This is a genomic window from Streptomyces sp. OfavH-34-F (genome assembly GCF_022347745.1).
Lineage (GTDB): Bacteria > Actinomycetota > Actinomycetes > Streptomycetales > Streptomycetaceae > Streptomyces.
On sequence record NZ_JAKRGC010000035.1, the window covers coordinates 1 to 24,315 of the forward strand.

Annotated in this window: 25 protein-coding genes; 16 read left to right on the forward strand and 9 right to left on the reverse strand. The window is 71.5% G+C overall.

Annotation, left to right across the window (positions count from 1 at the left end; genetic code table 11):
* Window positions 1–1,053: serine/threonine-protein kinase (locus tag MHW47_RS08725; RefSeq protein ID WP_239222065.1), on the reverse strand; the 1,053-nt coding region annotated here is incomplete at its 3' end.
* A 300-nt stretch (window positions 1,054–1,353) separates the two neighbouring features.
* Between MHW47_RS08725 and MHW47_RS08730 the strand changes: the two genes are divergently transcribed.
* Window positions 1,354–1,956, forward strand: coding sequence for a dihydrofolate reductase family protein (locus tag MHW47_RS08730; RefSeq protein WP_239222066.1), 603 nt, complete (start codon window positions 1,354–1,356; stop codon window positions 1,954–1,956).
* Window positions 1,957–2,054: 98 nt separating this feature from the next.
* Here MHW47_RS08730 and MHW47_RS08735 read toward each other — a convergent pair whose 3' ends face one another.
* Together MHW47_RS08735 and MHW47_RS08740 are read right to left on the reverse strand one after the other, a co-directional pair.
* Window positions 2,055–3,758 (reverse strand): cellulase family glycosylhydrolase, encoded by a 1,704-nt coding sequence (locus tag MHW47_RS08735; RefSeq protein ID WP_239222067.1) that lies wholly within the window; start codon window positions 3,756–3,758, stop codon window positions 2,055–2,057.
* Window positions 3,759–3,974: 216 nt separating this feature from the next.
* On the reverse strand, window positions 3,975–4,907 hold the full coding sequence (locus tag MHW47_RS08740) for an aminoglycoside phosphotransferase family protein (RefSeq protein WP_239222068.1): 933 nt from the start codon (window positions 4,905–4,907) through the stop codon (window positions 3,975–3,977).
* 158 nt (window positions 4,908–5,065) lie between these two features.
* Here MHW47_RS08740 and MHW47_RS08750 point away from each other — a divergent pair, with 158 nt between their 5' ends.
* The 3 genes from MHW47_RS08750 (at window position 5,066) to MHW47_RS08760 (ending at window position 7,590) form a co-directional block, all read left to right on the forward strand.
* Window positions 5,066–5,533 (forward strand): GNAT family N-acetyltransferase, encoded by a 468-nt coding sequence (locus MHW47_RS08750; RefSeq protein WP_239222069.1) that lies wholly within the window; start codon window positions 5,066–5,068, stop codon window positions 5,531–5,533.
* 686 nt (window positions 5,534–6,219) lie between these two features.
* Window positions 6,220–6,954, forward strand: a complete 735-nt coding sequence (locus tag MHW47_RS08755; protein ID WP_239222070.1) for a dienelactone hydrolase family protein — start codon at window positions 6,220–6,222, stop codon at window positions 6,952–6,954.
* Window positions 6,955–7,113: 159 nt separating this feature from the next.
* A complete protein-coding gene (locus MHW47_RS08760; RefSeq protein WP_239222071.1) occupies window positions 7,114–7,590 on the forward strand; it encodes a GNAT family N-acetyltransferase in 477 nt (158 codons plus the stop codon).
* A 32-nt stretch (window positions 7,591–7,622) separates the two neighbouring features.
* On the opposite strand, the gene MHW47_RS08765 is transcribed toward MHW47_RS08760, so the two are convergent.
* The 3 genes from MHW47_RS08765 to MHW47_RS08775 all read right to left on the reverse strand — a co-directional run bounded on the left by MHW47_RS08765 (window position 7,623) and on the right by MHW47_RS08775 (window position 9,047).
* Window positions 7,623–7,829: a DUF397 domain-containing protein gene (locus tag MHW47_RS08765; RefSeq protein WP_239222072.1), complete on the reverse strand. Its 207-nt coding sequence runs from the start codon at window positions 7,827–7,829 to the stop codon at window positions 7,623–7,625.
* Between the two features lie 172 nt (window positions 7,830–8,001).
* Window positions 8,002–8,211: a DUF397 domain-containing protein gene (locus tag MHW47_RS08770; RefSeq protein ID WP_239222073.1), complete on the reverse strand. Its 210-nt coding sequence runs from the start codon at window positions 8,209–8,211 to the stop codon at window positions 8,002–8,004.
* Window positions 8,208–9,047, reverse strand: coding sequence for a helix-turn-helix transcriptional regulator (locus MHW47_RS08775; protein ID WP_239222074.1), 840 nt, complete (start codon window positions 9,045–9,047; stop codon window positions 8,208–8,210). The genes MHW47_RS08770 and MHW47_RS08775 overlap by 4 nt, the downstream gene beginning before the upstream one ends.
* A 565-nt stretch (window positions 9,048–9,612) precedes the next feature.
* Here MHW47_RS08775 and MHW47_RS08780 point away from each other — a divergent pair.
* The 5 genes from MHW47_RS08780 to MHW47_RS08800 all read left to right on the forward strand — a co-directional run bounded on the left by MHW47_RS08780 (window position 9,613) and on the right by MHW47_RS08800 (window position 14,830).
* Window positions 9,613–10,731, forward strand: a complete 1,119-nt coding sequence (locus tag MHW47_RS08780; protein ID WP_374230071.1) for a methyltransferase domain-containing protein — start codon at window positions 9,613–9,615, stop codon at window positions 10,729–10,731.
* A 524-nt stretch (window positions 10,732–11,255) separates the two neighbouring features.
* Window positions 11,256–11,948 (forward strand): DUF4232 domain-containing protein, encoded by a 693-nt coding sequence (locus MHW47_RS08785; RefSeq protein ID WP_239222076.1) that lies wholly within the window; start codon window positions 11,256–11,258, stop codon window positions 11,946–11,948.
* Window positions 11,949–12,180: 232 nt separating this feature from the next.
* Window positions 12,181–12,810 carry a hypothetical protein gene (locus MHW47_RS08790; protein WP_239222077.1) on the forward strand — a complete coding sequence of 210 codons (630 nt, stop codon included), beginning with the start codon at window positions 12,181–12,183 and terminating at the stop codon, window positions 12,808–12,810.
* Between the two features lie 768 nt (window positions 12,811–13,578).
* A complete protein-coding gene (locus tag MHW47_RS08795) occupies window positions 13,579–14,508 on the forward strand; it encodes an aminoglycoside phosphotransferase family protein (RefSeq protein ID WP_239222078.1) in 930 nt (309 codons plus the stop codon).
* Between the two features lie 139 nt (window positions 14,509–14,647).
* Window positions 14,648–14,830 carry a hypothetical protein gene (locus MHW47_RS08800; protein WP_239222079.1) on the forward strand — a complete coding sequence of 61 codons (183 nt, stop codon included), beginning with the start codon at window positions 14,648–14,650 and terminating at the stop codon, window positions 14,828–14,830.
* 98 nt (window positions 14,831–14,928) lie between these two features.
* Here MHW47_RS08800 and MHW47_RS08805 read toward each other — a convergent pair whose 3' ends face one another.
* Window positions 14,929–15,117, reverse strand: coding sequence for a hypothetical protein (locus MHW47_RS08805; RefSeq protein ID WP_239222080.1), 189 nt, complete (start codon window positions 15,115–15,117; stop codon window positions 14,929–14,931).
* A gap of 481 nt (window positions 15,118–15,598) precedes the next feature.
* Between MHW47_RS08805 and MHW47_RS08810 the strand changes: the two genes are divergently transcribed.
* A complete protein-coding gene (locus MHW47_RS08810) occupies window positions 15,599–16,210 on the forward strand; it encodes an RNA polymerase sigma factor (RefSeq protein WP_239222081.1) in 612 nt (203 codons plus the stop codon).
* Window positions 16,179–16,460, forward strand: coding sequence for a hypothetical protein (locus tag MHW47_RS08815; protein ID WP_239222082.1), 282 nt, complete (start codon window positions 16,179–16,181; stop codon window positions 16,458–16,460). Before MHW47_RS08810 ends, MHW47_RS08815 begins: the two co-directional genes overlap by 32 nt.
* A 106-nt stretch (window positions 16,461–16,566) precedes the next feature.
* Here MHW47_RS08815 and MHW47_RS08820 read toward each other — a convergent pair whose 3' ends face one another.
* On the reverse strand, window positions 16,567–17,382 hold the full coding sequence (locus MHW47_RS08820; protein WP_239222083.1) for a hypothetical protein: 816 nt from the start codon (window positions 17,380–17,382) through the stop codon (window positions 16,567–16,569).
* A gap of 212 nt (window positions 17,383–17,594) precedes the next feature.
* Between MHW47_RS08820 and MHW47_RS08825 the strand changes: the two genes are divergently transcribed.
* From MHW47_RS08825 to MHW47_RS08845, 5 genes are all read left to right on the forward strand, one after another.
* Window positions 17,595–18,278 carry a hypothetical protein gene (locus MHW47_RS08825; protein WP_239222084.1) on the forward strand — a complete coding sequence of 228 codons (684 nt, stop codon included), beginning with the start codon at window positions 17,595–17,597 and terminating at the stop codon, window positions 18,276–18,278.
* Between the two features lie 88 nt (window positions 18,279–18,366).
* Window positions 18,367–19,791, forward strand: a complete 1,425-nt coding sequence (locus tag MHW47_RS08830) for a transcriptional regulator (RefSeq protein WP_239222085.1) — start codon at window positions 18,367–18,369, stop codon at window positions 19,789–19,791.
* A 2-nt stretch (window positions 19,792–19,793) separates the two neighbouring features.
* Window positions 19,794–21,620 (forward strand): DEAD/DEAH box helicase, encoded by a 1,827-nt coding sequence (locus tag MHW47_RS08835; protein WP_239222086.1) that lies wholly within the window; start codon window positions 19,794–19,796, stop codon window positions 21,618–21,620.
* A gap of 43 nt (window positions 21,621–21,663) precedes the next feature.
* Window positions 21,664–22,386 carry a DUF3883 domain-containing protein gene (locus MHW47_RS08840; protein ID WP_239222087.1) on the forward strand — a complete coding sequence of 241 codons (723 nt, stop codon included), beginning with the start codon at window positions 21,664–21,666 and terminating at the stop codon, window positions 22,384–22,386.
* A 212-nt stretch (window positions 22,387–22,598) separates the two neighbouring features.
* A complete protein-coding gene (locus MHW47_RS08845) occupies window positions 22,599–23,894 on the forward strand; it encodes a DNA cytosine methyltransferase (RefSeq protein WP_239222088.1) in 1,296 nt (431 codons plus the stop codon).
* Here MHW47_RS08845 and MHW47_RS08850 read toward each other — a convergent pair.
* On the reverse strand, window positions 23,829–24,287 hold the full coding sequence (locus MHW47_RS08850) for a very short patch repair endonuclease (RefSeq protein ID WP_308381596.1): 459 nt from the start codon (window positions 24,285–24,287) through the stop codon (window positions 23,829–23,831). The genes MHW47_RS08845 and MHW47_RS08850 overlap by 66 nt on opposite strands.
* Between the last annotated feature and the right edge of the window lie 28 nt (window positions 24,288–24,315).

Genomic DNA, 24,315 nt, shown 5'->3' on the forward strand with positions numbered 1-24,315 from the left:
GGCCGCGCAGCTCGCGCACCCGGCTGTCGGTGGCGCCGAGCAGTTCCTCGCCGTCCAGCAGGACCTCGCCGGAGATGCGGGCGTTGGCGGCGGTGCGGACGACGGGGGCGGCGGCGTCTGCACGGGGGCCGGGGCGGCCGCCCGTACGGTGATGTCGGCGGCGACCGGCTTCGGCAGCCAGTCCTCCGGCCGCCGCAGCACCGTCTCCGCGTTCGCGGTCTGGCACAGCTGGATCACCTCGGCGACCGAGGGCCGGTCCGCCGCGTCCTTGGCCAGGCAGCGCCCGACCAGCTCCATCAGCCGCTCCGGCACCCCGCTCAGGTCCGGCTCCTCGTGCACGATCCGGTACAGCACCCCGTGCGAGGTGCCCTCGCCGAACGCGGGCGAGCCGGTGGAGGCGAACGCCGCGACCTGGCCCAGCGCGAAGATGTCCGTGGCGGCCGTGACCCGGCGCCCGGCGGCCTGCTCCGGGGCCATGAACGACGGGGTGCCGATGGTGACCCCGCTGCCCGTGAGCGACGTCGCGTCCGCCGCGTAGGCGATGCCGAAGTCGATGACGCGCGGCCCGTCCGCCGCGAGCAGCACATTCGACGGCTTGAGGTCGCGGTGGACGATCCCCGCCCCGTGGATGACGTGCAGCGCCTCCGCCATGCCCGCGATCATCAGCAGCACCGTCTCGACCGGCAGCGCGCCGTGCGCCACGACCGCGTCGGCGAGCGAGGGGCCCGGCACGTACGCGGTGGCGAGCCAGGGCTGCGCGCCCTCGGTGCCGGCGTCGATCACGGGCGCGGTGAACAGCCCCTGCACGCGCTGCGCGGACTGCACCTCCTGCGCGAACCGCCGCCGGAACTCCGCGTCCTCGCCGAACTCGGGCCGGATGACCTTGATCGCGACGGGCCGTCCGCCCGGCGTGTACGACAGATACACCTTGCCCATGCCGCCCGCGCCGAGCTTGGCGGCCAGCCGGTACCCGGCGATGGTGGTCGGATCGTCGGCCGCGAGGGGCTGGAAGACCTGCGAGGCGCCGCCTCTGGCTGGCTGCTGACCGCTCATGAACGTGTAACTCCCCCGGAGAGCCGCTGCTGTAGAAACGGCACTTTATCCAAATAGCCGGGGCGCGGCGCCCCCTGAGCACCTATCGGACGGGCCGGTTCCAGGGGGTGGCCCTCCGGCCCTGCTCAGCGGGCCGGCCGGGCCCGCGTACCGCGTCCCCGCCGCCGCTCCGCCCGCCGCCCGCCCCGCTGGGCACCCACCGGAAGCCCGGATTCCCGTTGCCTGCGCCGGACACCTGTTTGATCATGGGCGGCCTGCGGTCCCCACGTACGGCGGCCGCGACCGGACGAAAGGCACTACGTGCGCAAGCTGGTCTACTACATCGCCTCGACCCTGGACGGCTTCATCGCCGGCCCGGACGGCTCCGACCCCACCGGCCCCGACGGCTTCTGGCCGATCCCGGAGGACTACCTCAAGCACCTGATCGCCGAGTACCCGGAGACGCTTCCCGCCCCGGCGCGGGCCGCGCTCGGCGTGACGGCGCAGGGCACGCGCTTCGACACGATCCTGGAGGGCCGCCGCTCGTACCAGATCGGCCTGGACGCCGGGGTGACGGACGCCTACCCGCACCTGCGCCACCTGGTCTTCTCCCGCACCCTCGGCGAGAGCCCCGACCCGGCCGTGGAGATCGTCGCGACCGATCCGGTGGCGCGCGTACGGGAGCTGAAGCGGGAGGACGGCAAGGACATCTGGCTGGTCGGCGGCGGCGAACTGGCCGCGTCCCTCTACGCGGAGATCGACCGGCTGATCCTGAAGCTGAGCCCCACGACGATCGGCTCCGGCATCCCGCTGTTCGGCCGCGACGCGGCGTTCGAACCGGCCGCCTGGACCCTCACGGACCACACGGTCCTGGGCAGCGGAGCGGCGTACCTGACGTACGAGCGCGCCGCCCTCGGCGGCTAGGGGGCGTTCCCGGATTGCCGTCCGTGCCGGGCGGCGCCCGGCACGGACGGGAGGACACCGGCCGGCGGGGGCGGCGGCCCCCGCCGGCCGGTGCCGCGTCAGGCGGCGGCGCAGGCGGCGCCGCTGAGGGTGAACGCGGCCGGGACGGTGTTCGAGCCGTTCTGGCTGCCGGTGAAGCCCACGGTCACCGTGCCGTTCGGGGCGATCGTGGCGGTGTACGAGGCCGGCGCGACGCTCACCGAACCACCGGACTGGGTCGGCGTACCGCCCCACATGTTGGTGATGGTCTGGCCGTCGGCGAAGTCGAAGCCGAGCGTCCAGCCGTCGATGGCGGCGCTGCCGGTGTTGCGGATGGTGATCTCGCCCTGGAAGCCGCCCGGCCACTGGCCGACGACCTTGTACCCGACCGTGCAGCTGCCGGCCGGAGTCGTCGGGGCCTCGTCCGTGGTGACGCCCACGGCGGCCGACCGCGCCGACCGGTTGCCGGCCGCGTCCCGCGCGTAGACCGCGAAGGAGTACGCGGTGTCGGCGGTCAGCCCGGTGACGGTCACGCTCGTGGTGGCCGAGGAGGCGACCACGGTCTCCGCGGTGCCGTTGACGCGGACGACGTCGTACCCGGTCACGGCAACGTTGTCGGACGACGCGGCCCAGGTCAGCGTGGCGGAGGTGGCGGTCACGGCGGAGGCGGCCGGGGTGCCCGGAGCGGTCGGGGCCTCGGTGTCCTCCTCGGCGGGACCGCCGAAGACCGTGGCCTCGCGGGAGGTCTGGGCGATGCCGTCCGCGCCGTGGAAGATGCGCTCGCCCCAGGTGCTGAGCCGCGCCGGGTCGAAGCCGATGGTCAGGTCCAGGATCGGGTCGGTGTTGCCGCTCCAGGACCAGGCGATCCAGCCGAGCCCGAGCCGCTGTGCCTCGGACATCATGGTGTCCTCGTCCGGGTCGCCGTACTGGTCGGCCGGCCCGCCGAACTCACCGATGACCAGAGGCAGTCCGGCGTCCACGAAGGTGTTCAGGTAGTCGGTGACCTTCTGGGCGGTGTTGTAGACGCTGTACATGTGGATCGAGAAGAGCAGGTTGCCGGTGGTGTCGGCGTCGTAGACCGCCTGCGCGTTGTCCCGCATGACGTTCTGCCAGTCCTGGCCCCAGTTGGGCGCGTCCACCATGATCGTGTGCGCGAAGCCGGCGGCGCGCAGCTTCTTGATCGCGGCGGTGGTGGGGGCGGTCCAGCCGGCCGGGTCCGTGTTGCCCCAGGGCTCGTTGCCGATGTTGATGATGATGTAGTCCTCCTGGCCGTCGAGGACGTCCTTGAGGCCGATCCAGTAGTCGGCCGCGTGGTCCAGCGTCCCGGCGGCGGAGTCCTCCCCGTACCCGGTGGTGTCGTGCACCTCCAGGACGCAGATCAGCCGGTTCGCCTTGCACTGCGCGATGACCGAGGCGACGTCGTCCGGCCCGTTCTTGCTCCAGCGGTAGCCGTCGGACAGCACGACGCGGACGGTGTTGGCCCCGGTCGCCTTGATGTCGGCCAGCGACTGGGTCTCGCCGGGGTACCAGGTGTGCGCGTGGTTGACCCCGCGCATGATGAAGTCGTTCCCGTTGCCCTCGACGAGCCGGCCGTCGCTGATGTGCAGCCCGGTCCCGGCGGCGGCACCGGCCGAGGCGGGGGAGGCGTGTGCGGGAGCGGCCTGTGCGGGGGTGAGGGCGCCGAGGCCGAGGACCCCGAGGAGGGTGGCCAGGACGGTGAGGACGACCGAAGCGGGGCGCTTCACGCCCACGGCACGTCTCGCGGTGTAGCTCGCTGTACTCATTGCGGCTCCAGAGATGGGGGAGGAGGGGCGACCACGGGGTGTGGGAGCGCTCCCACATGAGTGCGCAACCATGAAGCCATTCCGTCAGGAGCACGTCAAGAGGTCGGACGAATCGGGGTGGGTGCGGGGGTGCGGGGTCGGGCTCCGCTGCCGGGTCGGCCCGGCAGCGGGGGCGGCCTCGGTGGAAGGGCGCCTCGCTGGAGGGTCGCCCTGGTGTTACCCGCGCTCCGTGAGGAGTTCGGCCAGCCGGTCGGCGAAGGCGGTGATCCACTCCAGCTCCGGTCCGCCGCGCGCCACGCGGAACCCGTGCCGCCGGGCCCAGAAGGCGGCCTGCACCGCGTGCAACTGCGCCCAGCGGCGTACGCGTTCCCGGTCCAGCTCGGCGGCGTCCGCGTAGACGGCGATGACGCGGTGCACGGCGGCGTGCAGGTCGTCCGCCTCCGCGAGGGTGAACGCCCGCGACTTGAGCAGGGTGCCCGCGTCGTAGGCGGGATCGCCGACGTACCCCTTGGGATCGACGGCCAGCCACGGCTCGCGTTCGGCGCGCAGGATGTTGCGCCCGTGCAGGTCGCCGTGGACGAGCGTCTCCGGCTGGCTGCGGCCCAACTCCCGCACGGTGGCGAGGGCGGCGTCCAGGACGGGGCGCGGCAGGGCGTGGGTCAGCTCGGCGGCGTCCTTGCGCAGCTCCTCCTCCCACGCGTCGGCCTGTTCGCTGAGCCGGGGGAGCCCGGCCGGGGCGGGGACGGCCAGCCGCCGCCCGAGGCGCGCGGCGACGGTCACGACCTCGTCCCCCTCGGCGGCCTCGCCGAGCGTGACCGGGGTCGCCCGCTCCAGCAGCATCGCGTACCGGGCGTCGTCCCGCTCGTACAGCGTGACGGCCCCGCGCCCGCCCCACGCGACGAAGGCGTCGGGCTCGTGGTCGTTGCCGGGATGCGGGAAGGACACCTTCAGCACGGCTGGCGGCGTACCGTCGCGCCGTACGGGCACGATGATGCCGACGCCCCCGAACATGATTTCGCCGTCCGGCACGCAGGACCAGCCGTCGATCAACTGGGCCGCCAGCCCCGGCAGTTCCCGCAGCCAGGCGGCTCCGGCCTCCCCCTCGCGCGCGATGGTGGTCCGTGCGAACTCTTCCGGGATCACGATCATTCGGGCACCTTACGCCGGGGCGCGGGGCGCGGGGCGCGGGGCGCGGGGCGCGGGGCGGCGTGCGTACGTGGTTGAGGGGGAGGCCCGTGCGGGGGCATGGTCACAGGGGGCGCCCGCTCGGCGCCCCTCGCCGCGACCCGAAGGAGTGCCGCACCGAGATGACCGTGACCATCCGCCCCGCCCACCCGGACGACGTCCCCGCCCTGGCGGCCCTGATCGAGGAGATCGAGCGCTTCTACGGCGGGACGGCCCTCCAGCCCTTCCCGGAACGCCGCGCCCAGACGCACGAGGCCCTGTTCGGCCCGCACCCCCTGGCCCACGCCCTGGTGGCGGCGGACGACGGCGAACTGGCGGGCATGGCGGCGTACTCGTTCCTGTGGCCGGCGAGCGGGACGACCCACGCCCTGTTCCTGAAGGAGTTGTACGTGCGCGATGCGTGGCGCGGCACGGGAGTCGGCGCCCGCCTGATGGACGGCCTGCGCGAAGTGGCGTCGGCGAGGCCCGGGTGCAGCCGCGTCGAGTGGATGGCGGACACGAACAACCCAGCGGCGCGCCGCTTCTACGAGGGCCTGGGGTTCAAGGAGTTGGAGGGCAAGGTGGTGTACCGGGTGGGGGCGGGGGAGTGAGGGGGGCCGCAGGCCACGAAGAGCGCTGCGCGCAGGTGGGGACGGCCCCGAAGCCTGCGAGTCCGGTCGGCGGCCGGCGCGGCGGTTGCCCCGCTTCGGCTGCGGCTTCCGGGGCGTGGTCGGGTGGGGCGCCGCAGCCTAGGGTGAGGTGGAGGAGGACCGGTTCAACTGCCTTGCCGAGGGGGTGGCTCCGTCGGGCCGCGTGGGGTTGAGGGCAGATCCGGCCGCTGCACGTTCGTGACGGCTCAGCGAAGGGTGAGTTGACCTAGTATGTACAGGGTTGACTGGCAGGTCGGTTATGTCGGAGTGCGTGAAAGTGGTCGATTTTCGTGCCGGACCGAGATAAACGCGCAGGTCACGAAGAGTGCTCCCCGCACACGCGGGGATGGTCCCCAGCACAAGGACTACGCGCAGCGCAGCCTCGTGTGCTGCCCGCACACGCGGGGATGGTCCCGCGAACACCGCAGCGGACCGCCGCCCCCGCCCTCCCCCCTGGGCTACGCTGTGCGGCCATGAATACCGGGACGGCATCGCGCCACGCACGGATCGGTGACCCGGTGCTCTCCTGAGTGCCGCGCGGGCCGGTGTGGGGCGGCCGTTCGGTCGAGGGTGCCGGGCCGCTGCGCGGGCTCCGCCTCCGTCGTGTTGAGCGCAGGCGCACCACATCAACCACGACAGGAGAGTTCATGCCCACCAAGACGTTGCGGATTCCGACCCCCGACGGTCAGGCCGATGCGTTCGCCGCCTTCCCCGAGCGCGGCGAGCGGCACCCAGGCGTGCTGATGTACGCGGACGCCTTCGGTATCCGGCCCGTGCTGCGGGACATGGCCAGTGAGTTGGCCGGCCACGGGTACTACGTGCTCGTCCCCAACTTCCTCTACCGGAACGGCCCGACACCGGTGATCGACCTTCCCGAACGCATCGGGGAAGAGGTCAGGCCCGCGCTCATCGCCCAGCTGATGCCCATGATCGAGGCCCACACCACCGAACGCGTTTTGAGCGACGCCGACGCCTACCTCAGGTTCCTCGCCACCCAGCCCGAGGTCGGCGCCGGACCGGTCGCGGTGACCGGCTACTGCATCGGCGGTCTCCTGGCGACGCACACCGCCGCAGCCCACCCCGGCCAGGTGGCCGCCCTCGCCGCGTTCCACGCCCCGGTGGGTGCGGCCGGGCCCGACGCCCTCGCCGCGATCACCGCTCAGGCCCACTTCGGCCACGCCGAAAGCGACCTGACACCGCACGCCCTGGACGAGCTGAACCGGGCCTTGGACGCCGCGAAGCTCGACTACACCTCCGAGGTCTACCCCGGTACCGTCCACGGGTTCACCATGTCCGACACCGACGCCTTCGACTCCGCCGGGCTGCGACGCCACTGGGACCGCCTGCTGCCCCTCCTCGACCGCACCCTGCGCCACGGCTGACCGGCCGGTGCCGGGACCGGACCAGCCTGGAACACCCCTGGCCCGGCCCCGGTACCGGTACGCGGCTACAGAGGGCCCCGCCCTACCCGCCCCCGGCCTCGGCCCGGACGGAGGGCCCGTACCCTGACCTCCATGTCACCCCAACTCACCCTCGCCCCAATGACCTTCGAGCCCGGCGAGATCGCCGAAGTGGTCGACCTCTACGCAAGCAACCCTGCTTACTGGAGGGCCGCCGGCGAGCACGACCCCGAGCACATCGATGCCGCAAAGGTGGAGGCCGATCTCCGGGCGGAGGCTGCCGCGGAGGGCGGGGAGGTGTTGCTCGGGCGGGACGAGGAGGGACGACTCGTCGGGATCGTCTGCCTGCTCGCGCGGCACCCCGTGGACGGTCTGCCCTGGATCGGCCTGCTGATGGTGAGCGGGAACTCCCGCCGTACGGGCCTCGGCCGGAAACTCGTCGCCCTCCTCGAACAGCGGTACCGAGCCGAAGGCCGACACGGCCTTCGGCTCGCCGTCCTGGAGAACAACCCCGACGCCCTCGCCTTCTGGCGCTCCCTCGGCTGGCACGAGATCGACCGGCGTACCGACACGGCCCACAGCCGCCCCTGCATCGTCATGCACAAGCCGCTCGCATAAGGCTGTCCGCGACCGGGGGCGGTGGTGGCGCCTCAGACGTCCCCGAACTCGCCGGCCCGAGCCCCGGCCCAGCGTACGAGCGAAGCGAATGTGTCGGCGGAGACGGTTACGACCGGCCCGCCGTCCTGCTTCGAGTCCCGTACGGGGACGGTCCCGGCATGGTTCGTCGCGACCTCGACGCAGTCGCCGCCGTTCGAGTTGTACGAGGACTTGAACCAGCGCGGAGATTCGGTCATCACACGTGCCCCTTCCTGTCCGGCCCGGGCTCTGCCTTCGGCTGAGAGCAGGGCGTACGCGCAAGGCCCGTGAGGGCGGAATCCAGCCCAGTCCGGCTGAGGGCGGGCGAGGACCAGCCAACAGCGAGATGCCCCCCCCGCACGTGCGGCGGAGGGGCGCTGGGGCGTCGGTTGCTCAGATGGCGCCGAACTCGTTGGCCACCAAACCGCGTACGAACGAAGCGAATGTGTCGGCGGAGACGGTTACGACCGGTCCGCCGTCCTGCTTGGAGTCCCGTACGGGGACGGTCCCAGTCGTGGTGGCGAGGTTGGCAGCGACCTCGACGCACGCACCACCATTCGAGCTGTACGAGGACTTGTACCAACGGAGGGATTCGGTCGTCACGGGAGGCCCTTTCGCAACTGGCTGATCTTGGCCGCTGACTCTGCTTGCGACAGCGACTCGCCATGAAGCTGATGGTAGGTCGTGAGAAGCGGGACGACAGACGACGGTTCGCGATCGACGTGCCCCTGCGCTTGGGACTCGGCGTAGGCAACCACGGACCGGTCGGCGAGAGTGAGCAGGTAGATGGGCAGGTTGAAGGCCCGCCGGGCTCCTATACCGAACGGAGCGATGTGCACGAACCAGTTGGGTAGAGCTGCCAGCTCTTCCAGCCGTTGCAACTGCGCGTTCATCACCTTCGGACCGCCGACAGCCTGAAGCAGACAGCTCTCGTCCATGACGACGAACACCACGGGGGGTCGGGCTCGCACCAGCGCCTCTTGCCGCTCCAGAAGGAACGAGACTCGTTCCTCCGCCTGCTGAGGCGTGATGGAGCCGCGATGCAGGTCACCCTCGGTCACTGCCCGTGCGTACTCCGGCGTCTGCATCAGACCAGGAATGAGCCCGATCTCGAAGACGCGGATCTCCACGGCCCGGCCCTCGTATCCCACGTACTCGGGGAAGCCCTCCAGCAGGCTGCCGTGGCGCATGTCATGCCACTCGCGCTCGAACGACTCGGGCGTGCCCACCAAGTCGAAGGCGATGTCAGTTTTCCGCGAGAACGGAAGGGTTGCAGATTTGCGACCAGTTTCGATTGCCGAGATGTGGCGTCCGGTGCATCCGACCATCGAGGCGAGGTGATCCTGAATCCAGCCGCGCGACTCGCGCACCTTGCGTAACCGTGCTCCGTAAGCCGCTTGCGGCGATGCGTCCGGGTTCAGTTCCTTGATGTTGACCAAGATGCCCTCCCACTCTGCCACGTTGCTGACTCGGTGAGGCTAGGTCACTCTGAGCGCTCCTGGTAGTGGTACGGCTACGGAGGGACACGAAAGAGTGCCTGTAGACGAGCATGGAACCGCCCCGGCCTTCGGCCCCCTTCCCGACCGAGCCGGCGGAGGCGCCCCGCAGCGCGGCCTGCGAAGAGGGCCGGACGTCTCGCGTTACGCGTCCCTCGCAGAGTACCCACCGTGCGAATGCGGTGCGGCGGTCTGCCCGGACACCCCGCCACCGCCCGAGCCACCCGAGTCGGCCGGACCGACCAAGTCGCCCGAGGCCGCAACCGGCGGGGCCGAGCGGTCGGACGACATCCGTGCGCGAGTGCGGGAGACGAACGCGATGCGCGCCAAGTACCGCCTGTAGAAGCCCCGTACGGCGCACCGGCAGTACCCCACGAGAGAGAGGACGGGACCAACGATGAGCAGCACGAACACGGGTACGGCAGCACGTCTGGACGACGGCGGCGGCGTGAGCGGGCGGACGGTACGTGCGTACGCCACCCGCGAGGAGGTGGGTTACGCGCTCACCATGAGCGGCGTCCTCAAGACGGCCTGGTTCGACGCCTATGCGCGCGTGCCGCGTGAGGCGTTCCTGCCGGACACGATCTGGCCGCTCGACACGGCGGCCGGGGAGGCGGTCCGCGTATCGCGCTCCGAGGACGCGGAGGCGTGGCGCGGTTGTGCGCACGCGGACGCGCCGATCGTGACGCAGTGGGACGACGGGCAGCACGAGGGCCCCGGACCCGGCAATGTGCCGACGTCGTCGGCGTCGATGCCGAGCACGGTGTTCCGGATGCTCGACGCCCTCAGGGTGGACGACTACTGCCGCGTCCTGGAGATCGGCACGGGCACGGGCTGGAACGCGGCGCTCCTCGCCCACAAGGTGGGCGAGGAGAACGTGGTGACCGTGGAGGTGGACGAGGCGGTGGCGGTACGCGCGCGGGACACCCTCGCCCACTACTTCGGCGTTCCGGTGGACGTCGTGCACGGGGACGGCCGCGCGGGGGCGCCGGGACGCGGGGTGTTCGACCGGGTCCTGGCGACGTGCGGGGTGCGCTCGGTCCCGTACGCGTGGATCACGCAGACGCGCCCCGGCGGACTCGTCGTGGCGCCGTGGGGCACGGCGTTCACGAGCGCCGACGCGCTGGTACGGCTCAGGGTCGGCCCGGAGGGGGAGAGCGCGAGCGGCCGATTTCTGGGCCCGGTGGAGTGCACGAAGCTCCGGGCGCACCGGACGGCCCCGATCGACCACGATGTGTACGCGCACCAACTCACTGACGTGCAGCCGTCGTTGGCTGATGCCGAGCCGGTAAGGGCCCTGGCGCGGTCCGACCGCTTCGACGCCCTGCCCTTCGCCTTGGGCCTGCGCGTCCCGCACTGTACGTACGTGGCCGCGCCGGAGCGGGGCGGCAGCCGGCCCCACTGGCTGTACAGCCGCAAGGACCGTTCCTGGGCGTGCGCGCTGCTCACGGAGGGCGAGGACACGGTCCGCGTGTGGCAGCACGGCCGACGCCGCCTGTGGGACGAGGCCCGGTCCGGCTTCGCGTGGTGGGTGGAGCGGGGACGCCCGGAGTGGGAACGGTTCGGCCTGACGGTGAACGAGGCGGGGGAGCGGGTCTGGCTGGACGAGGAGGGGTGCGGTTTGTGAGGCCGGGGGGCGGGGGAGTACCGGGGAGGTGGCCGGGGGCGGTGCCTTCGCGGGGTGAAGGCGCAGGTCGCGGGACGTGCTCCCTGCGTACGCGGGGATGGCCCGAAGGTGGACGAGGCCCGGCGGCTCGCCAAGGAATGCTCCCCGCGCCTGCGGGGATGGCCGCGCGGTGGCCGGCCGGCGCGACGCGGGGGACGAGCGGCCCCCGCCCGTACGGGGACGGCATGGGCCTCGGCCCGTACGTACGTCACAACCGTGACCACGGCCCGCTCGTTGCCCGGAGCGGTTCCACGCCCTCGCGGACGGACGGGCAGCGTTCGGCGCGGCGGCAGCACCCGGGCGGCCGGCCCCTGCAACCCGTACGGCACTGCGGTGGTTGCGTACGGTCGGCTGGGCGCCGGGGCCATGTGTAACAGGACTGTCAGGGACACGTACCAGCGGCGTGGGATCGGAACGAGCCCGGTTCAGGTCCTCTCCTAGTGATCAACAGCGCGCCACCTCCCACTCACAGCAAGGAAGTCCCGATGCTCGTGCAGCCGAAGCTGACGAAGAAGCTCACCCTCGCCGCCGTGGCCGTCCTCGCGGGCCTGAGCCTGACGGCCTGCCAGGACAGCGACACCGGCACCGACGCCGCTCCGCCGAAGGACGCCGCGTCCGCCCCGGCGGCCGGGAACTCCACCGCCCCCTCGGGCAGCACCGGCGGCAACGGCGGAGCCGCCACGGACAACGGCGGCAAGGGTGGCAACGGCGGCACCGGCGGTGACTCGGGCGACGCTTCCGGCAGCGACAAGGGCAGCGGTGGCGGCCGGATCAACACCGGTCCGTGCCAGACGGCCAATCTCACCATCACCGCCGCCCACGGCATGGCCGAGGGCGACGTGCTGGTCAGCCTGAAGAACAACAGCGACGCCTGCTCGCTCAAGGGCTTCCCCGGCGTCGACCTGAACACGTCGGACGGCGACACCTTCAGCGCGGCCCGCAGCGCGAACACCCCGCAGGAGGTCGTCCTCGGCGGCGGCGAGACCACCCGCTTCACGCTCCACACCCCGCCCAACAACACCGGCGGCACCGGCCTCCGGATCGTCTCCATCGTCGTGACCCCGCCGAACGAGACGCACTCCAAGACGCTCCGGATCGGCCTCAGCCTCCCGGTGACCGACGGCTCGGAGTCGGGCCCGGGCGTCACGGTCGAGCCCGTCGGCTACGGCAAGCAGTGACACGCGTCCTCTCGTCGGAGGACTAGGCGCGCGGGGACGGTCCAGTCGGGGTGGCTTCTTCGGGCTGGCATGGGGCTGCTCGTTGGCATCTGCGCGCAACGGCCCGCGACGGCGGCCCGGACGATGCGGCAAGGTGTCCCCCGTACAGGCCGCACCGGTGGCGTGTACGCGTTGAGTCACAATGCGCCCGGCACTCGACAACCAGCCACAACGGCCGGTTTACGATGCGTCGATGCTGCCCTTCGCCCCGCCGCGGATACCGGCGAACGAACTCAGGCCCGGCCGTTACTGGTACGCCATAGCGGCCGCGATCGTGGTGGTGCTGATCGCCTCGGGCGTGGCCGTCGCGGTGTACCAGTTCAAGGCCGTGTCCGACGCCGTGGACACCCACCACAGGTTCGCCAACGGTGACACCGTCTCCCTCCGGCTCGGCCCGGACAGCGAGAAGTCGATCTGGATCAAGGAACGCGGGCCGTCCGACGACCAGAAGTGCAGCATCGCCGGCCCGGGCGATCCCAGGCTCGGCGATCCGGGGATCGACTTCTACTGGACCAGCGACGAGACCTGGAACCCCCTGTTCGTCCTCCACGTGAGCCGGCCCGGCACGTACGAGGTCACCTGCGAGTCCCGGGGGCCGTCGGAGTATGCCGTCGGGGACTCCGGGGGATTCGTCGACTTCATGCGCGGTTCGGTCTGGGCGATCGTGCTCCCGTTGTGCGGGGTCGGCATCGCCCTGGCCATCGTGATCGTCGTCGCCGTCCGCCGCAGCGACCACCGCAAGCGGCTACAGGCGGAACGCCTCGGTCCCGCCTCCGGCTGGGGACCGGCCGCAGCCGACGGTGAACGTCACACCGGGGTGTGAAGGGCGGGGGTTACGTCGCGCCCGCCGAAGCCGCTGCGGGCGGCGCCAGTCCGTGACACCCTTGCGGGAGCCGACGGCGGGTTGGCGCCGGAACGCTTCCCGCACGACGGCGGAGCCGTGGACCGGCCCACCCGAAATACCCACTGCGAGAGCTTTGGTTCTTATGTCAGTTCCAGTGAAAGTGGTCAAAAACAGCGCTCCCACGCTGTAAACCAGCAGCTCAAGAAGCCTGCTCCCCGCACGCGCGGGGATGGTCCTCCGTACGGGTGGTGGCGGGTGCCACCGCTCCTCTGCTCCCCGCACGCGCGGGGATGGTCCCGAGCCGGGCCACCCGGTTCGGGTACACCCCGGCTGCTCCCCGCACGCGCGGGGATGGTCCCGCGTGGACCTCGTGGTGCCACGCGAGCGGCGACTGCTCCCCGCGCACGCGGGGATGGTCCACTTCCGCTTCGGTCCGGACCAGCTGAGGGGCGTCGAGGAGTTCTGCTCCCCGCGCACGCGGGGATGGTCCCGGCCTGCGCGGCATGGGCCTGTGGCAGGGCCTCTGCTCCCCGCGCACGCGGGGATGGTCCCGACAACGGCAGATGCGCGGAGCTGCGAAGCGTTTGCTCCCCGCATCTGCGGGGACGGCCCCAGCGCCCCAACAGGGCTCGTACGAGGGGGCGTTCCGCGCGTTTCAGGTACCCCCGGCGGGGCCCGGCGGGGCCGTCCGCGCCGCCCCCGCTTCTCCTGGTCCCCGGTCGTTCCGTTCGGCTACCGTGGCGCCGTATGAGCGATACCCGCACTCACGCGCCCGCTGACATCACCGCCGACCTGATCCGCGAACTCCTGCGCGACCAGCATCCCGATCTCGCCGGGCTTCCCCTGAGCCTCGGGGCGAAGGGGTGGGACAACCAGTTGTGGCGGCTGGGGGACGAGCTGGCCGTGCGGTTGCCGTGGGCGACGGCGGGGGCGGACGAGTTGCTGCTCAAGGAGCACGCGTGGGTGCCGGAGCTGGCCCCGGACCTTCCGTTGCCGGTTCCCGTGCCGCAGCGGCTGGGCGTGCCGTCCGAGCGGTTTCCGCGGAGCTGGCTGGTCACCACGTGGGTGCCGGGGGAGCCGGCCGACCGGGTTCCGGTGGCGCGGGGCGAGGACGCGGCCGACCGGCTGGCCGGGTTCCTCACGGCGCTGCACCGGCCGGCCCCCGCCGGGGCGCCCGAGGGGCGGGGGCGGGGCGGGCCGCTGGCCCCGTACGGGAAGTACTTCGAGCACTCCCTCGCCTCCGTCACCGAGCGGGGCCTCTTCCCCGACCCGGAGGGCCTTCGCGCGGTCTGGGAGGACGCGGCGGCCGCCTCCGACTGGACCGGCCCCGCGATGTGGGTGCACGGCGATCTGCACTCCGCCAACGTGCTGACGGCGGAAGGCACGTTCTGCGGGGTCATCGACTTCGGTGACCTCTTCGCGGGCGACCCGGCCTGCGACCTGGCGGCCGTGTGGAATCTGCTTCCGGCGGACGTCGCGGACCGTTTCCACGCCGCCTACGAACCGACCCCCGACGTGGCGACTCTGCGCCGTGCCCGGGGCTGGGCGGTCCTGCGCGGGATGTCCGGCCTGCTCATCGGGGACGACGGCGACCGCGGCCTCTCCAACGGGAAGCCGACCTGGGGCCCGCCGGCGCGGGCGGCGCTGGAGCGGCTGGTGGCGACGGCGACGCGGTGAGGCCGGCGCGGCGTACGCGGAGGGCTGGGCGGCCGGAGGCGGTGTGAACGGGGAGGGCCGCCCCGAGTAGCGTGCTCCGTGAGACGCCGACGTGCCGGCCGACAGGGCCGGCTCGGCGTCACGGGGAGGGGCGGGGGCCATGACCGAGGGCGACTGGGACGACGACAGCGCGTACGACGACGCCGTTCAACGTGCCCAACGGGCAACGCGGTTCGGGTGGCTGACCATCGGCGCGACGGTGGCGGCCTTCTTCGCGGTCCTCTGCGGCGTGGCGGTGGTCATCGCCCTGGCCGCCTACGCGTACATCGAGGCGCGGAGTTAGGGCGTACCGTCCTGGCGTGCCGGGCAGCCCGCGTCAGCGGAACCGTCCCGGCCCGCCCCTGCGCCCAACGCCCCGCGCGGGAGTGCCGACTTGAGCACTCAGCCCCCGTACGGGCCCATGCCCTGGCTCTGGGCGTGGCTGTGCGCCAGGCCCTGCGCGTGACCCTGCTGGGCGGCGCCGCGTCCTGCGGCGCCCGGCTCGCCGGAGCCGCCCCGGCGGCGCAGGGCGACGAGGCACGCGGCCAGGACCACGACGACAACAGCTACGACGACAACGGCCACGATCATGATTTCCCCGTTCCGCGGGAGAAACCGGTCCCCCGGCACCCGCTGGCTTTCGTCCCATCCTCGCCGGTCGGAGGCCGGAGCGGAAGGGCGGTTCCGGCCCCGTTGCGGACCGTCTCCCGCTCAGACCTCGCCACAGGCCCCGCGAAGAGTCACGTACGCCGGCCTCGACGGCCACCCACGCGCGGCGCCTCGACTTCTCCTGAACACCGCCAGGCCGCGCGTGGCTCGGGCGGCCCGACGGTCCGCTCGGCCCCTCCGCGTCGTGGTCCGGCCGTGGAGGGGAGCCCGGCGCCGGGCACTGGCTCGTGGGGCCGGTCTCGTCACGGCGAATCCTTTTCGGGGCGCGCGTCTCCTATACATGTGCCGACGGACGTCGGCGAGAGTGGAGGAGGACTCGTGATCGTGGGAATCGCCGTCGTCGCCGGGGCAGTGCTGCTGTGTACGTGCACCTACGCCGTCGTACGCAAGCGGAGGCAGGGCCGTGGCTGACGCGTCGTGGCCCGGTGAGCAGCTGGTCGTCGCGGCGCGGGACGGGGACGTCGACGCGCTGACCGCGCTGGTGTCGGGAGCGCACCCGAACGTACGGCGCTTCGCGCGTTCCCTCTGCGCCACGCCGGAGGACGCCGAGGACGCGGCGCAGGAAGCCCTCATCATCCTGTACCGCAAGATCGGGATGCTCCGGGCGTCCGGGGCGCTCGCCTCATGGATGTTCCGGATCGTCCGCAACGAGTGCCTGCGGCGGGCACGGGCGATACGGCCGGCGGTGGCGCTGCCGGACAGCGCGGAGCGACCCGCCCCCGGCCCCGTGCCGGTCTCCGCCTCGGCCGAGGACGAGGCGCTGCGGCGGATGGAGGCCGCAGAGGTGGCGGCGGCCATCGCGGCGCTGCCCGCCGACCAGCGCCGGGTCCTGATCCTGCGGGACATCCAGGGCTACAGCGGGCGCATGGCCGCCGAGGCGCTGGGCCTCAGCACGGCCGCCATGAAGTCGCGCCTGCACCGCGCCCGCGCCGCCGTCCAGCAGTCCCTGCGCCCCATATCTGAGACCGCGCCGGGAGGTGCCCATGACCACACGGACCGGGTCCGGCGCCCCTGACTTCGCGAGCGCGACCCTGCCCCGCCACCTGGCCCGCGGCGCGGCCGGCTTCGGCGGCCTGATCGCCGCGTTCGCCCTGCTCCCGTTCACCGGCCCGCTCAGTTTGCTGCTCCTGCCGGCGGGCCTGCTCGCCCTGCGCGGCTGCCCCCTGTGCTGGACGATCGGCCTCGCCCAGACCCTCTCCCGCGGCCGCCTGCGCCGCGACTGCGAGGCGGGGGAGTGCCGGCTGCGGACGGGGGACGGACGGTAGGGGCGCGGGCCGTGGCCTGGGGGCCGGGAAGCGGGCTGGGGGATCAGGCGGCGGCTCCAGCTGTGCGCCCCGGCCCGCCGGAGGCGCCCGTCCCCCCGCCTCACGGTCACGGCGCGGGGCGCATGGCGGCCGCCAGGATGAAGGTGACGTCCTCGTGCCGGCCGGCGGCACCCAGGGCCGCCGCCACGTTCAACACGGCCTGGCGGTCCGTGCGTTCGGCGACGTTGATCAGTATCGCCTCGGCCGCGTCGTTCAGGCCCGCGATGCGGCACGAGGTGACAGCGCTGACGATGTCGGCCGCCGCATAGGAGGTGCCCGCCTGCCAGAGCAGGAAGCTGGCGTCGTGATTCCGGCCGTCGGCAAGGTATGCGGCGATCGTCTCGGCTTCCGGCCAGGTGAGCTCCACGGCGTCTGCGGGGTGCCGGTCCCCCTCCCGCGGGGGGACCGGCACCCCGCCCGGCTTTGGGCGCTGTGAAAATACCCGCCGCCGCACGTGCTGGCGCAGGCGCCGGGTCCGTGCCAGCTCCGGATTCGCGGCGGCAGGCGAAGCCGGCTGCTGCTGTGCGGCGGAGTCCTCGGTTGCCGCCGGATGACCGACCGTGCAGCAGTCACAGTGCTTCTTCTTGGCCCGCGTGCGGAGTTCGAGGAGTGCGTCCAGAGAGTGGGGCAGCGGCCCGTCGCCTGTCGCCGCAGCGTCCTTCTCCACCACCGCGTAGAAGTCCCGCAGAAGCGATTCGTCCGGAATGCGGCCACCGTTGAGGTGGTTTGAGAGGGTTGTCGGCTCCTGGTTGGCCTCTCGTGCGATGGCCGCCTGCGTGCGCGGACTGCATTCGCGGACCTCGCGCAGTGCCTTCACCAGGGCCCGGTGGGCGGCGTTGATGTGGGGCGGCGGCTCTTTCCAGGCCTTCCGATTGCGGGGCACGCACACCTTCTGGTCATTTGAGGACGGCAGACGAGCGTCAATTCTGTCTGACCAGTTCCTTTTCGGGAAGGTGTGGATGTTTTCCGTAAGCCCTCGAAACGCTGTGGAACCTGGCGCGGGCCCCTTCGAGCGGCCACAGTGGTGGTGCTCACAAGGGGTGCCAGCTACCCGGCACCCATGATTTGCGATGCACCTGACAAAGGGGGCTCCGAATGACGCTGCCGTCATGGCAGAACGGAAAGCTCGGAACGATGAAGCGCGCGGCGCTCTGGCTGCTCACCGTGGTGGGGGAGGGGAACGTCTTCACCAAGGAAGACGTCAAGAACGCATTCCCTGGCATCAGCCAGGCGGACCGCCGGGTCCGCGATCTCCGCGACTACGGCTGGAAGATCGACACCCACCGGGAGGACCCGGCCCTGGGGCAGAGCGAACAGCGGTTCGTCGCGCCCGGCCAGCCTGTCTGGGAGCCTGGCAAGGCCACCAAGAGCAGCTCCTCCCTCACGGAAACGCAGCGCCGGAAGATCCTGGCCCGCGACGGTCACCGCTGCCGGTCGTGCGGCATCACGCCCGGCCAGGAGTACACGGACACCTTCGAGACCGCCCAGATCGACATCGCGCGGCGGAAGGTGAAGCTGCCCAGCGGCACTTCGGCGGTGCAGCCCGTCGCGGAGTGCAACCGCTGCCGTGTGGGCGGGCGCTCTCTTGAGGCCGACCTGGGGGCTGTGCTGGACGGCATCTCCAAGCTCGGCGGTCTGCAGCTGCAGACGCTGACGGCCTGGGTGGCCGCTGACGAACGCGAGTTCAGCCCCGTCGAACGCCTCTGGGCCGACTTCCGTACGCTGCCGGCGGAGTCCCGCGACGAGGTGCGCAAGGCCCTCGGGCTTCCGACCGTCTGAGACCCGCTCTCAGCTCATGGCGGGGCCGCCGGCCTCAGCGGCCCCGCCATGAGCTGAGATGAACCTTTGAGCCAGAGGAGAACGGACCGTGAGCAACAGCACCGGGGACTTCGGCCTGCCGCCGCATGCCGCCAAGAACAGGGAAATCGTCGAGCAGCGCCTCCGGGACGTGGCGGGCGGCGGTGGTCTGCAGGAGACCCTGACCATTGAGTGGCGTACGCAGCCGCAGGTGGTGCAGGTCATCGACATGCCGGTGGACTCGCTTTACTACAACCCCGGAACGCACCGTATCCGTGCGCAGCGCAGCTTTGACGCGCGCCTGGACCGCCAGCTTGACGAAGACCCGTGGAGCGACGAAAGCCAGGATTACCTCGATTTCCTCCTCAAGGCTGAGCCCTCCGACCCTTCCAAGCGGGACAAGGACTTCGACGCGCTGAAGCAGAGCCTCGAAGATTTCCGGCAGAACGAGCCGGGGCTGATCACCCGCGAGGGCATTCTGGTCAACGGCAACACGAGGGCAGCGGCCCTCCGTGAGCTTGGTGTGGCTGAGATCCGGGTGGCGGTCCTGCCCGACTCCTGCACCTGGGCGGACATCAACCGTGTCGAGCTGTCCCTTCAGCTGCGCCACGACACCCGGCGCCCCTACTCCTACATCAACCGGCTGCTCACCATTGACGAGCAGGTGGAGGCCGGCCGGCCGCTGAAGGAGATCGCCCGGGAGTTCCGTATCCGGGAGTCCACGGCGGAACAGGACTTGTGGGTGCTGTCCTGCCTCCGTGACCTGAGCGACCGTTCGGCGGCGGCTGGCGTACGGCTTCGGCTGCTCGATTTCGAGGACGCGCAGGAGCGGCTGCGCGAGGTGCACCGCGCCTATGCCAAGCAGGCCAAGACGGATGTGCAGCAGGCGGAACTGATGAAGGAGAGCCGGCTCGCGGCCATCGTGATGAACTTCTCCAAGACCGACCTCCGTCTCATCGAATCGGACTTCCGCAAGCGCTACCTGGACACCCGGCTGCCGGAGGAGCTGAAGCCCGCTCCCGCGGCGGCTTCCGGGCGGGTCATTCCGGGCATCAACCGCGCGGTGAAGGCGGAAGCCCCCCAGGTCGCCGAGGCCCGCGCCTTCACCGACTCGGTGCTCCGGGCCAAGGCGGTCGTCAGGTCCCAGACGAAGGTGTCCGCAGCCGAGGCGGAGAAGGCCACCGCGCTCTTCACCGCGGCGCACCGGGCGGTTGAGGACGCCCTCGAACCGGCCGGCAAGGACGCCCGCGTCCGCAAGCGGAAGCAGGCAGCGCCCGACCGCCTCCACGACGCCTGCCAGGACATCGAGCAGTGCATCACCGACATGGTGCTGGCGAGCGGCGCGCGCAGCCTGGACGAGGAGGCGCTGGATGAGGCCGTGCTCAAGCTGAAGGCCACGCTCAAGAAGCTGGCCCAGGCCACGGCTCAGACCATCGAGGTGCCCGGCGAGGGCGTCGAGTGGCTGCGTGAGGCCGTACGGCGGGACCACTCGTGACCATGACGCCTGACGAATCGTCCCTGCACATCGGCTTCGATGTCACCCGGACCAGGGCTCTCCTCCGGGCCAGCGAGTCCTGCCGCGGTGATCTCACGCGGCTCGCTGCCCGGTTCCCCGGCGGCAGCCCGCGCGGGCGCCTGGCCCTGGAGCTGGATCTCGATGACTTCCTGGTAGGCATCGACGCCCTGGCGGACTGGCCGCACCCTGACTCCGTCGTGTGGTCGGACGAGCTGAGTGCCCTGGTCGGGGAAGTCCTCGACGACGCCGACCGGGCTGAGGAACAGCTCCAGACCCCCCGTCCCGCCGAGCCGTGGGACGACAGCGCTGTGGAGGCCGCGCTGGGGGCCGACTGGTCCGCGGCGCTCACGGAGTTCCAGCGGCGGGACATCGCGCGGCTGCTGTCGCTCCGGCACGGTGCCAACTTCAGCGTGCCCGGCGCGGGGAAGACCCGCGTCGGACTGGCGGTGTACGCGGCGATGCGCGAGCGCGGTAAGGTCCGCCGGCTGCTGGTGGTCAGCCCCAAGTCCGCGTACGAGTCGTGGCTTTCAGAGAGCGGGCTCTGCTTCAAGGAGCCGCCGCGCACCGTGGTCATGGGAAAGGACCCCGACCACCGCGCCGAGATCATGATCGTCAACTACGAGCGCCTGGACAGGTCGCTGGCGTCACTGGCCGACTGGCTGCGGGGCGCCCCCTCCATGATCATCCTCGATGAGGCGCACCGGATGAAACTGGGGGCCAGGGGTACTTACGGCAGTGCCTGCATGGCCCTGGGCCCGCTCACCCGTCGGCGTCTCATCCTCACCGGTACCCCGGCGCCGAACGGGGCCAGGGACCTGGAGAACCTGCTGTCCTTCGTCTGGCCCGGGCACGGGCGCCGGGTGGTGACCCAGGCGGTGGCCGGCGGGGACCTCGCGTACGCGAGTTCCGTACTGCGGCCGCTGTTCACCCGGACGACGAAGAAGGAACTGGGGCTGCCGCCCTTCGAGACCCGCATCCGGCGCCTGCAGATGCCGGCACTGCACCGCGAGGTGTACGACGCGCTGGTCGGACGGTTCACGGCGCGGGCCGAAGCCTCCCGGGATGAATTCGACGCCCTGGGCAAGGCGATGCTGCGGCTGCTGATGGCGGCCACCAGCCCGGCGCTGCTCATCGAGGGGGAGAGCCGCTACGAGCCGCTGATCTACCAGGTGCCGCCGCTCGACGTGCCGGAGGGCGAGTCGCTGTACGCGCTCCTGCGCAACTTGCCGGCGCACGAGCTGTCCCCGAAGTACCAGGAGGCCCTCAACATCGTCGCGACCAACGCCGCGATGGGGCGCAAGACCCTGGTGTGGACGACCTTCGTCCGCAGCATCACCACCATGGAGCACCTGTTCAGCGCGTACCAGCCAGCGGTTGTCCACGGCGGGACGCCGGACCGGGAGGAGCAGATCAGGCGGTTCCGCGAAGACCCCGACTGCCACGTACTCCTGTCCAACCCGGCGACCCTCGGGGAGGGCATCAGCCTGCACCAGGTGTGCCATGACGCCGTGTACGTGGACCGGGACTTCATGGCCGGACGTTTCCTGCAGAGCCTGGACCGCATCCACCGTCTCGGGCTCGCCCCGGACACGCAGACCCGCGTCACCGTGCTGGCGGTGGAAGGCACCATCGACGAGGTGGTCGCCATGCGGCTGGAGGAGAAGCTGGAGTTCATGGGACGCATCCTGGATGACCCCGCCGTCCAGCAGCTGGCGGACCTGGAAGACGAACCCTCCGGAGCGGCCGGGATGGACATGGCCGACGTTCGCGCCCTGCTCAACCACGTCAATGCTGTCGCCGCCCACTGAAGCGACGCGCCGGGCGGCGCTCCGCTGGCTGTCTGAGCTGCGCGTGGCCGGAATCCCGCGGGTGCGGACCCTCTTCACCCACCACCCCGGCTACGCGGATCTCACACCGGCCCAGTACGCCGAGGGCCTCGCCTGGCTGAGGCGCGCCGGAATGGTGACCTCGGCAGGCCGGCCCCTCGTGGACCTCAGCGAGAGCGAGGCGACGGACAGCGGAGGGCCCGCGCCGGTGCCCCAGGTGGTGTGGAGCCGGGCGGCGGAGGAGGCCCGGAGGGCGGTGGGGGCCGCAGGCGAACGGGCACTGCTCGGGCTGCTCCGCGAGGGCGGGGTGCCCCACGTCAGGCATGTGGCCGCGGAGTCTGACGCGTACGGCTACGACATACAGGCTGCCCGGTCCGCCGATGAACGGGCTCACATCGAGGTCAAGTCGACCACGGACCCGACCCGCCTGGTGATCCACCTGACACGTCACGAGTACGAGGTGATGGCGGGGGACAGGTGGTGGTGCCTCGCCGCCGTGCTCGTCGGGGGCGGCGGACAGGCGGTGCATGTCGCCACCGTCGACCGGGCGTGGCTCCACTCCTCCGTGCCCGCCGACCAGGCGTCGCACGGCCGGTGGGAATCGGTCCGGCTGGTGGTGCCCGGCCATGCTCTGGCGCCGGGGCTGCTCGCGGACCGGTGGCGGCCGGTGCCGGACGGGTGGCTGCCCCGGCGGCCGGTCTGGAACTGCCAGCCGGTGTCATCGACGCCTGCGATCAGGTCACACTAGATCACTTGTTCGAATATGCTGTTCTCTGTGCCGGATGGTGGCGGACCCGGAGCGCGGACCCGGAGCGCGGAGCCTGGCCACCGGGGCTGTGCTGGAGCACACGCCTCAGCGGGCTGCGGCCAGGTAGGCTCTCCGAGTCTTGCCTGTCGACATGGCCTGTTCTGGTCCGGCGAGACGTGAACGCTGAACGCAGGAAAAGGAGACCGGAGCCGATGGGTCCCAGCGACGACGTGCTGACCTCGATCGAGATCTGCGCGGGGGCTGGAGGGCAGGCCATCGGTCTCCATCAGGCCGGCTTCAAGCACCTGGCGCTCGTGGAGATCGACGCCTACGCGGCGCAGACGCTCCAGCAGAACATCGCCTCCCTGGGCGAGTGGAGCTGGGAGCGCGACTACTGCGATGTGATTTCCGGAGACGTCAACCACTTCGTTCCCCTCGCTTCCGGGAACAGTCGCGAAACCGACCTGAAAAAGGCGCAGAAGTATCTGGGAAGGCCGCTGGCCAAGGGTGAGCTGCACCTCCTCGCGGGAGGCGTCCCGTGTCCGCCCTTCTCGCATGCCGGAAAGCAGCTCGGAAAAGACGATGAGCGTGACCTTTTTCCGCGCATTCTTGAGCTTGCCGATGAACTGCGGCCCGAAGCCGTGATGATCGAGAATGTGCGCGGTATCAAGGATGCGAAATTCGAGGAGTATCGCACCTATATCGAAGCGCGTCTCCAGGGAGGCTGGGCCACCCACCCCGTCACCGGCATCGTTGAGGACTTCGAAGGGCTCGGCTACCAGGTCTGCGAGTGGGAGGTGCTGGAGGCCAGCGACTTCGGTGTCCCCCAGCTGCGCCCCAGGGCCGTTCTGGTGGCCATCCGCAAGGATGTGCTCGGTGATCTGAAGTTCGTATGGCCGACGGCCACCGGAAGCCCGGTGAGCGTGTACCAGGCGCTCAGGGAGTCGATGAAGGCCCGGTACGCGCCCTACCTGGCCATGGGCGGAGAGATCGCGGTTCTGGCGGCGAAGCGCCTGGAGAAGTGGGAAGAAGAGGCGCGGAAGGCCGAACAGAAGAAGGATCTCGGGATCGCCCCCACGCTGGTGGGCGGTTCCAAGAAGCACGGCGGAGCCGATCTCGGTCCGAGCCGCGCGAAGGCCGCATGGCGCGACCTGGGCGTCACCGGCGTAGGCGTGGCCAACTCGCACGAGGAGAGCGTGCGCAAGCAGACCCAGGACCGGGACCTCTTCCGGGAGACGGGCCCCATGCTCACGGTCGAGCAGGCCGCGATCATCCAGGGGTTCCCGTCGAACTGGAAGTTCTCCGGAGGCAAGACCGCGCAGTACCGGCAGGTTGGGAACGCGTTTCCGCCCCCGGTCGCCGCCGCTGTGGGCAAGGCCATCGCGGACGTCCTGCGTGCCGCCCATGAGCGCGACCGCCGCAAGGCCGAGTCCGCGGGGGCCCTACCCGGCCAGGCGGCGCCGGCGGTCGCGGACCGTGCTGACGATCTTGAGGGCGCACACGTCTGAGTCCTCGTGCTCCCAGAACCGCAGCACCGTCCATCCGGCCTCGGCCAGACGCCTGTCAGTGTCGCGGTCCCGGGCCACGTTCCCGGCCACCTTGTCTGACCAGTAGCCGGAGTTCGTCCGGGGCGGGACGTAGTGCTCCGGACAGCCGTGCCAGTAACAGCCGTCGATGAACACGGCGACCTTCGCCGGACGGAAGACCAGGTCAGCCGTCCGGCGCAGCTCCGGCAGGGGCCGGGCGGCCACGCGATAGCGCAGCCCGTTCGCATGCACGAGCCGGCGGATGAGCCGCTCCGGCTTGGTGTCCCGGCTGCGGATCGCCTGCATGTTCCGGCGGCGCGCCGCAGACGAGGCCCACGAGCCTTCTGGCGGGGTCCAGTCTGCGGGCTCAGACACCAGGGTCACTCCAAGGTCACGTACGGCA

What these genes read in the sequence shown, in the direction of transcription:
- MHW47_RS08735 (WP_239222067.1), bottom strand. Translation starts at nt 3,758, where the DNA reads ATGAGTACAGCGAGCTACACCGCGAGACGTGCCGTGGGCGTGAAGCGC.
- MHW47_RS08740 (WP_239222068.1), bottom strand. Translation starts at nt 4,907, where the DNA reads ATGATCGTGATCCCGGAAGAGTTCGCACGGACCACCATCGCGCGCGAG.
- MHW47_RS08750 (WP_239222069.1), top strand. Translation starts at nt 5,066, where the DNA reads ATGACCGTGACCATCCGCCCCGCCCACCCGGACGACGTCCCCGCCCTG.
- MHW47_RS08755 (WP_239222070.1), top strand. Translation starts at nt 6,220, where the DNA reads ATGCCCACCAAGACGTTGCGGATTCCGACCCCCGACGGTCAGGCCGAT.
- MHW47_RS08760 (WP_239222071.1), top strand. Translation starts at nt 7,114, where the DNA reads ATGACCTTCGAGCCCGGCGAGATCGCCGAAGTGGTCGACCTCTACGCA.
- MHW47_RS08780 (WP_374230071.1), top strand. Translation starts at nt 9,613, where the DNA reads ATGAGCGGCGTCCTCAAGACGGCCTGGTTCGACGCCTATGCGCGCGTG.
- MHW47_RS08785 (WP_239222076.1), top strand. Translation starts at nt 11,256, where the DNA reads ATGCTCGTGCAGCCGAAGCTGACGAAGAAGCTCACCCTCGCCGCCGTG.
- MHW47_RS08790 (WP_239222077.1), top strand. Translation starts at nt 12,181, where the DNA reads ATGCTGCCCTTCGCCCCGCCGCGGATACCGGCGAACGAACTCAGGCCC.
- MHW47_RS08795 (WP_239222078.1), top strand. Translation starts at nt 13,579, where the DNA reads ATGAGCGATACCCGCACTCACGCGCCCGCTGACATCACCGCCGACCTG.
- MHW47_RS08800 (WP_239222079.1), top strand. Translation starts at nt 14,648, where the DNA reads ATGACCGAGGGCGACTGGGACGACGACAGCGCGTACGACGACGCCGTT.
- MHW47_RS08805 (WP_239222080.1), bottom strand. Translation starts at nt 15,117, where the DNA reads ATGATCGTGGCCGTTGTCGTCGTAGCTGTTGTCGTCGTGGTCCTGGCC.
- MHW47_RS08815 (WP_239222082.1), top strand. Translation starts at nt 16,179, where the DNA reads ATGACCACACGGACCGGGTCCGGCGCCCCTGACTTCGCGAGCGCGACC.
- MHW47_RS08825 (WP_239222084.1), top strand. Translation starts at nt 17,595, where the DNA reads ATGACGCTGCCGTCATGGCAGAACGGAAAGCTCGGAACGATGAAGCGC.
- MHW47_RS08835 (WP_239222086.1), top strand. Translation starts at nt 19,794, where the DNA reads ATGACGCCTGACGAATCGTCCCTGCACATCGGCTTCGATGTCACCCGG.
- MHW47_RS08845 (WP_239222088.1), top strand. Translation starts at nt 22,599, where the DNA reads ATGGGTCCCAGCGACGACGTGCTGACCTCGATCGAGATCTGCGCGGGG.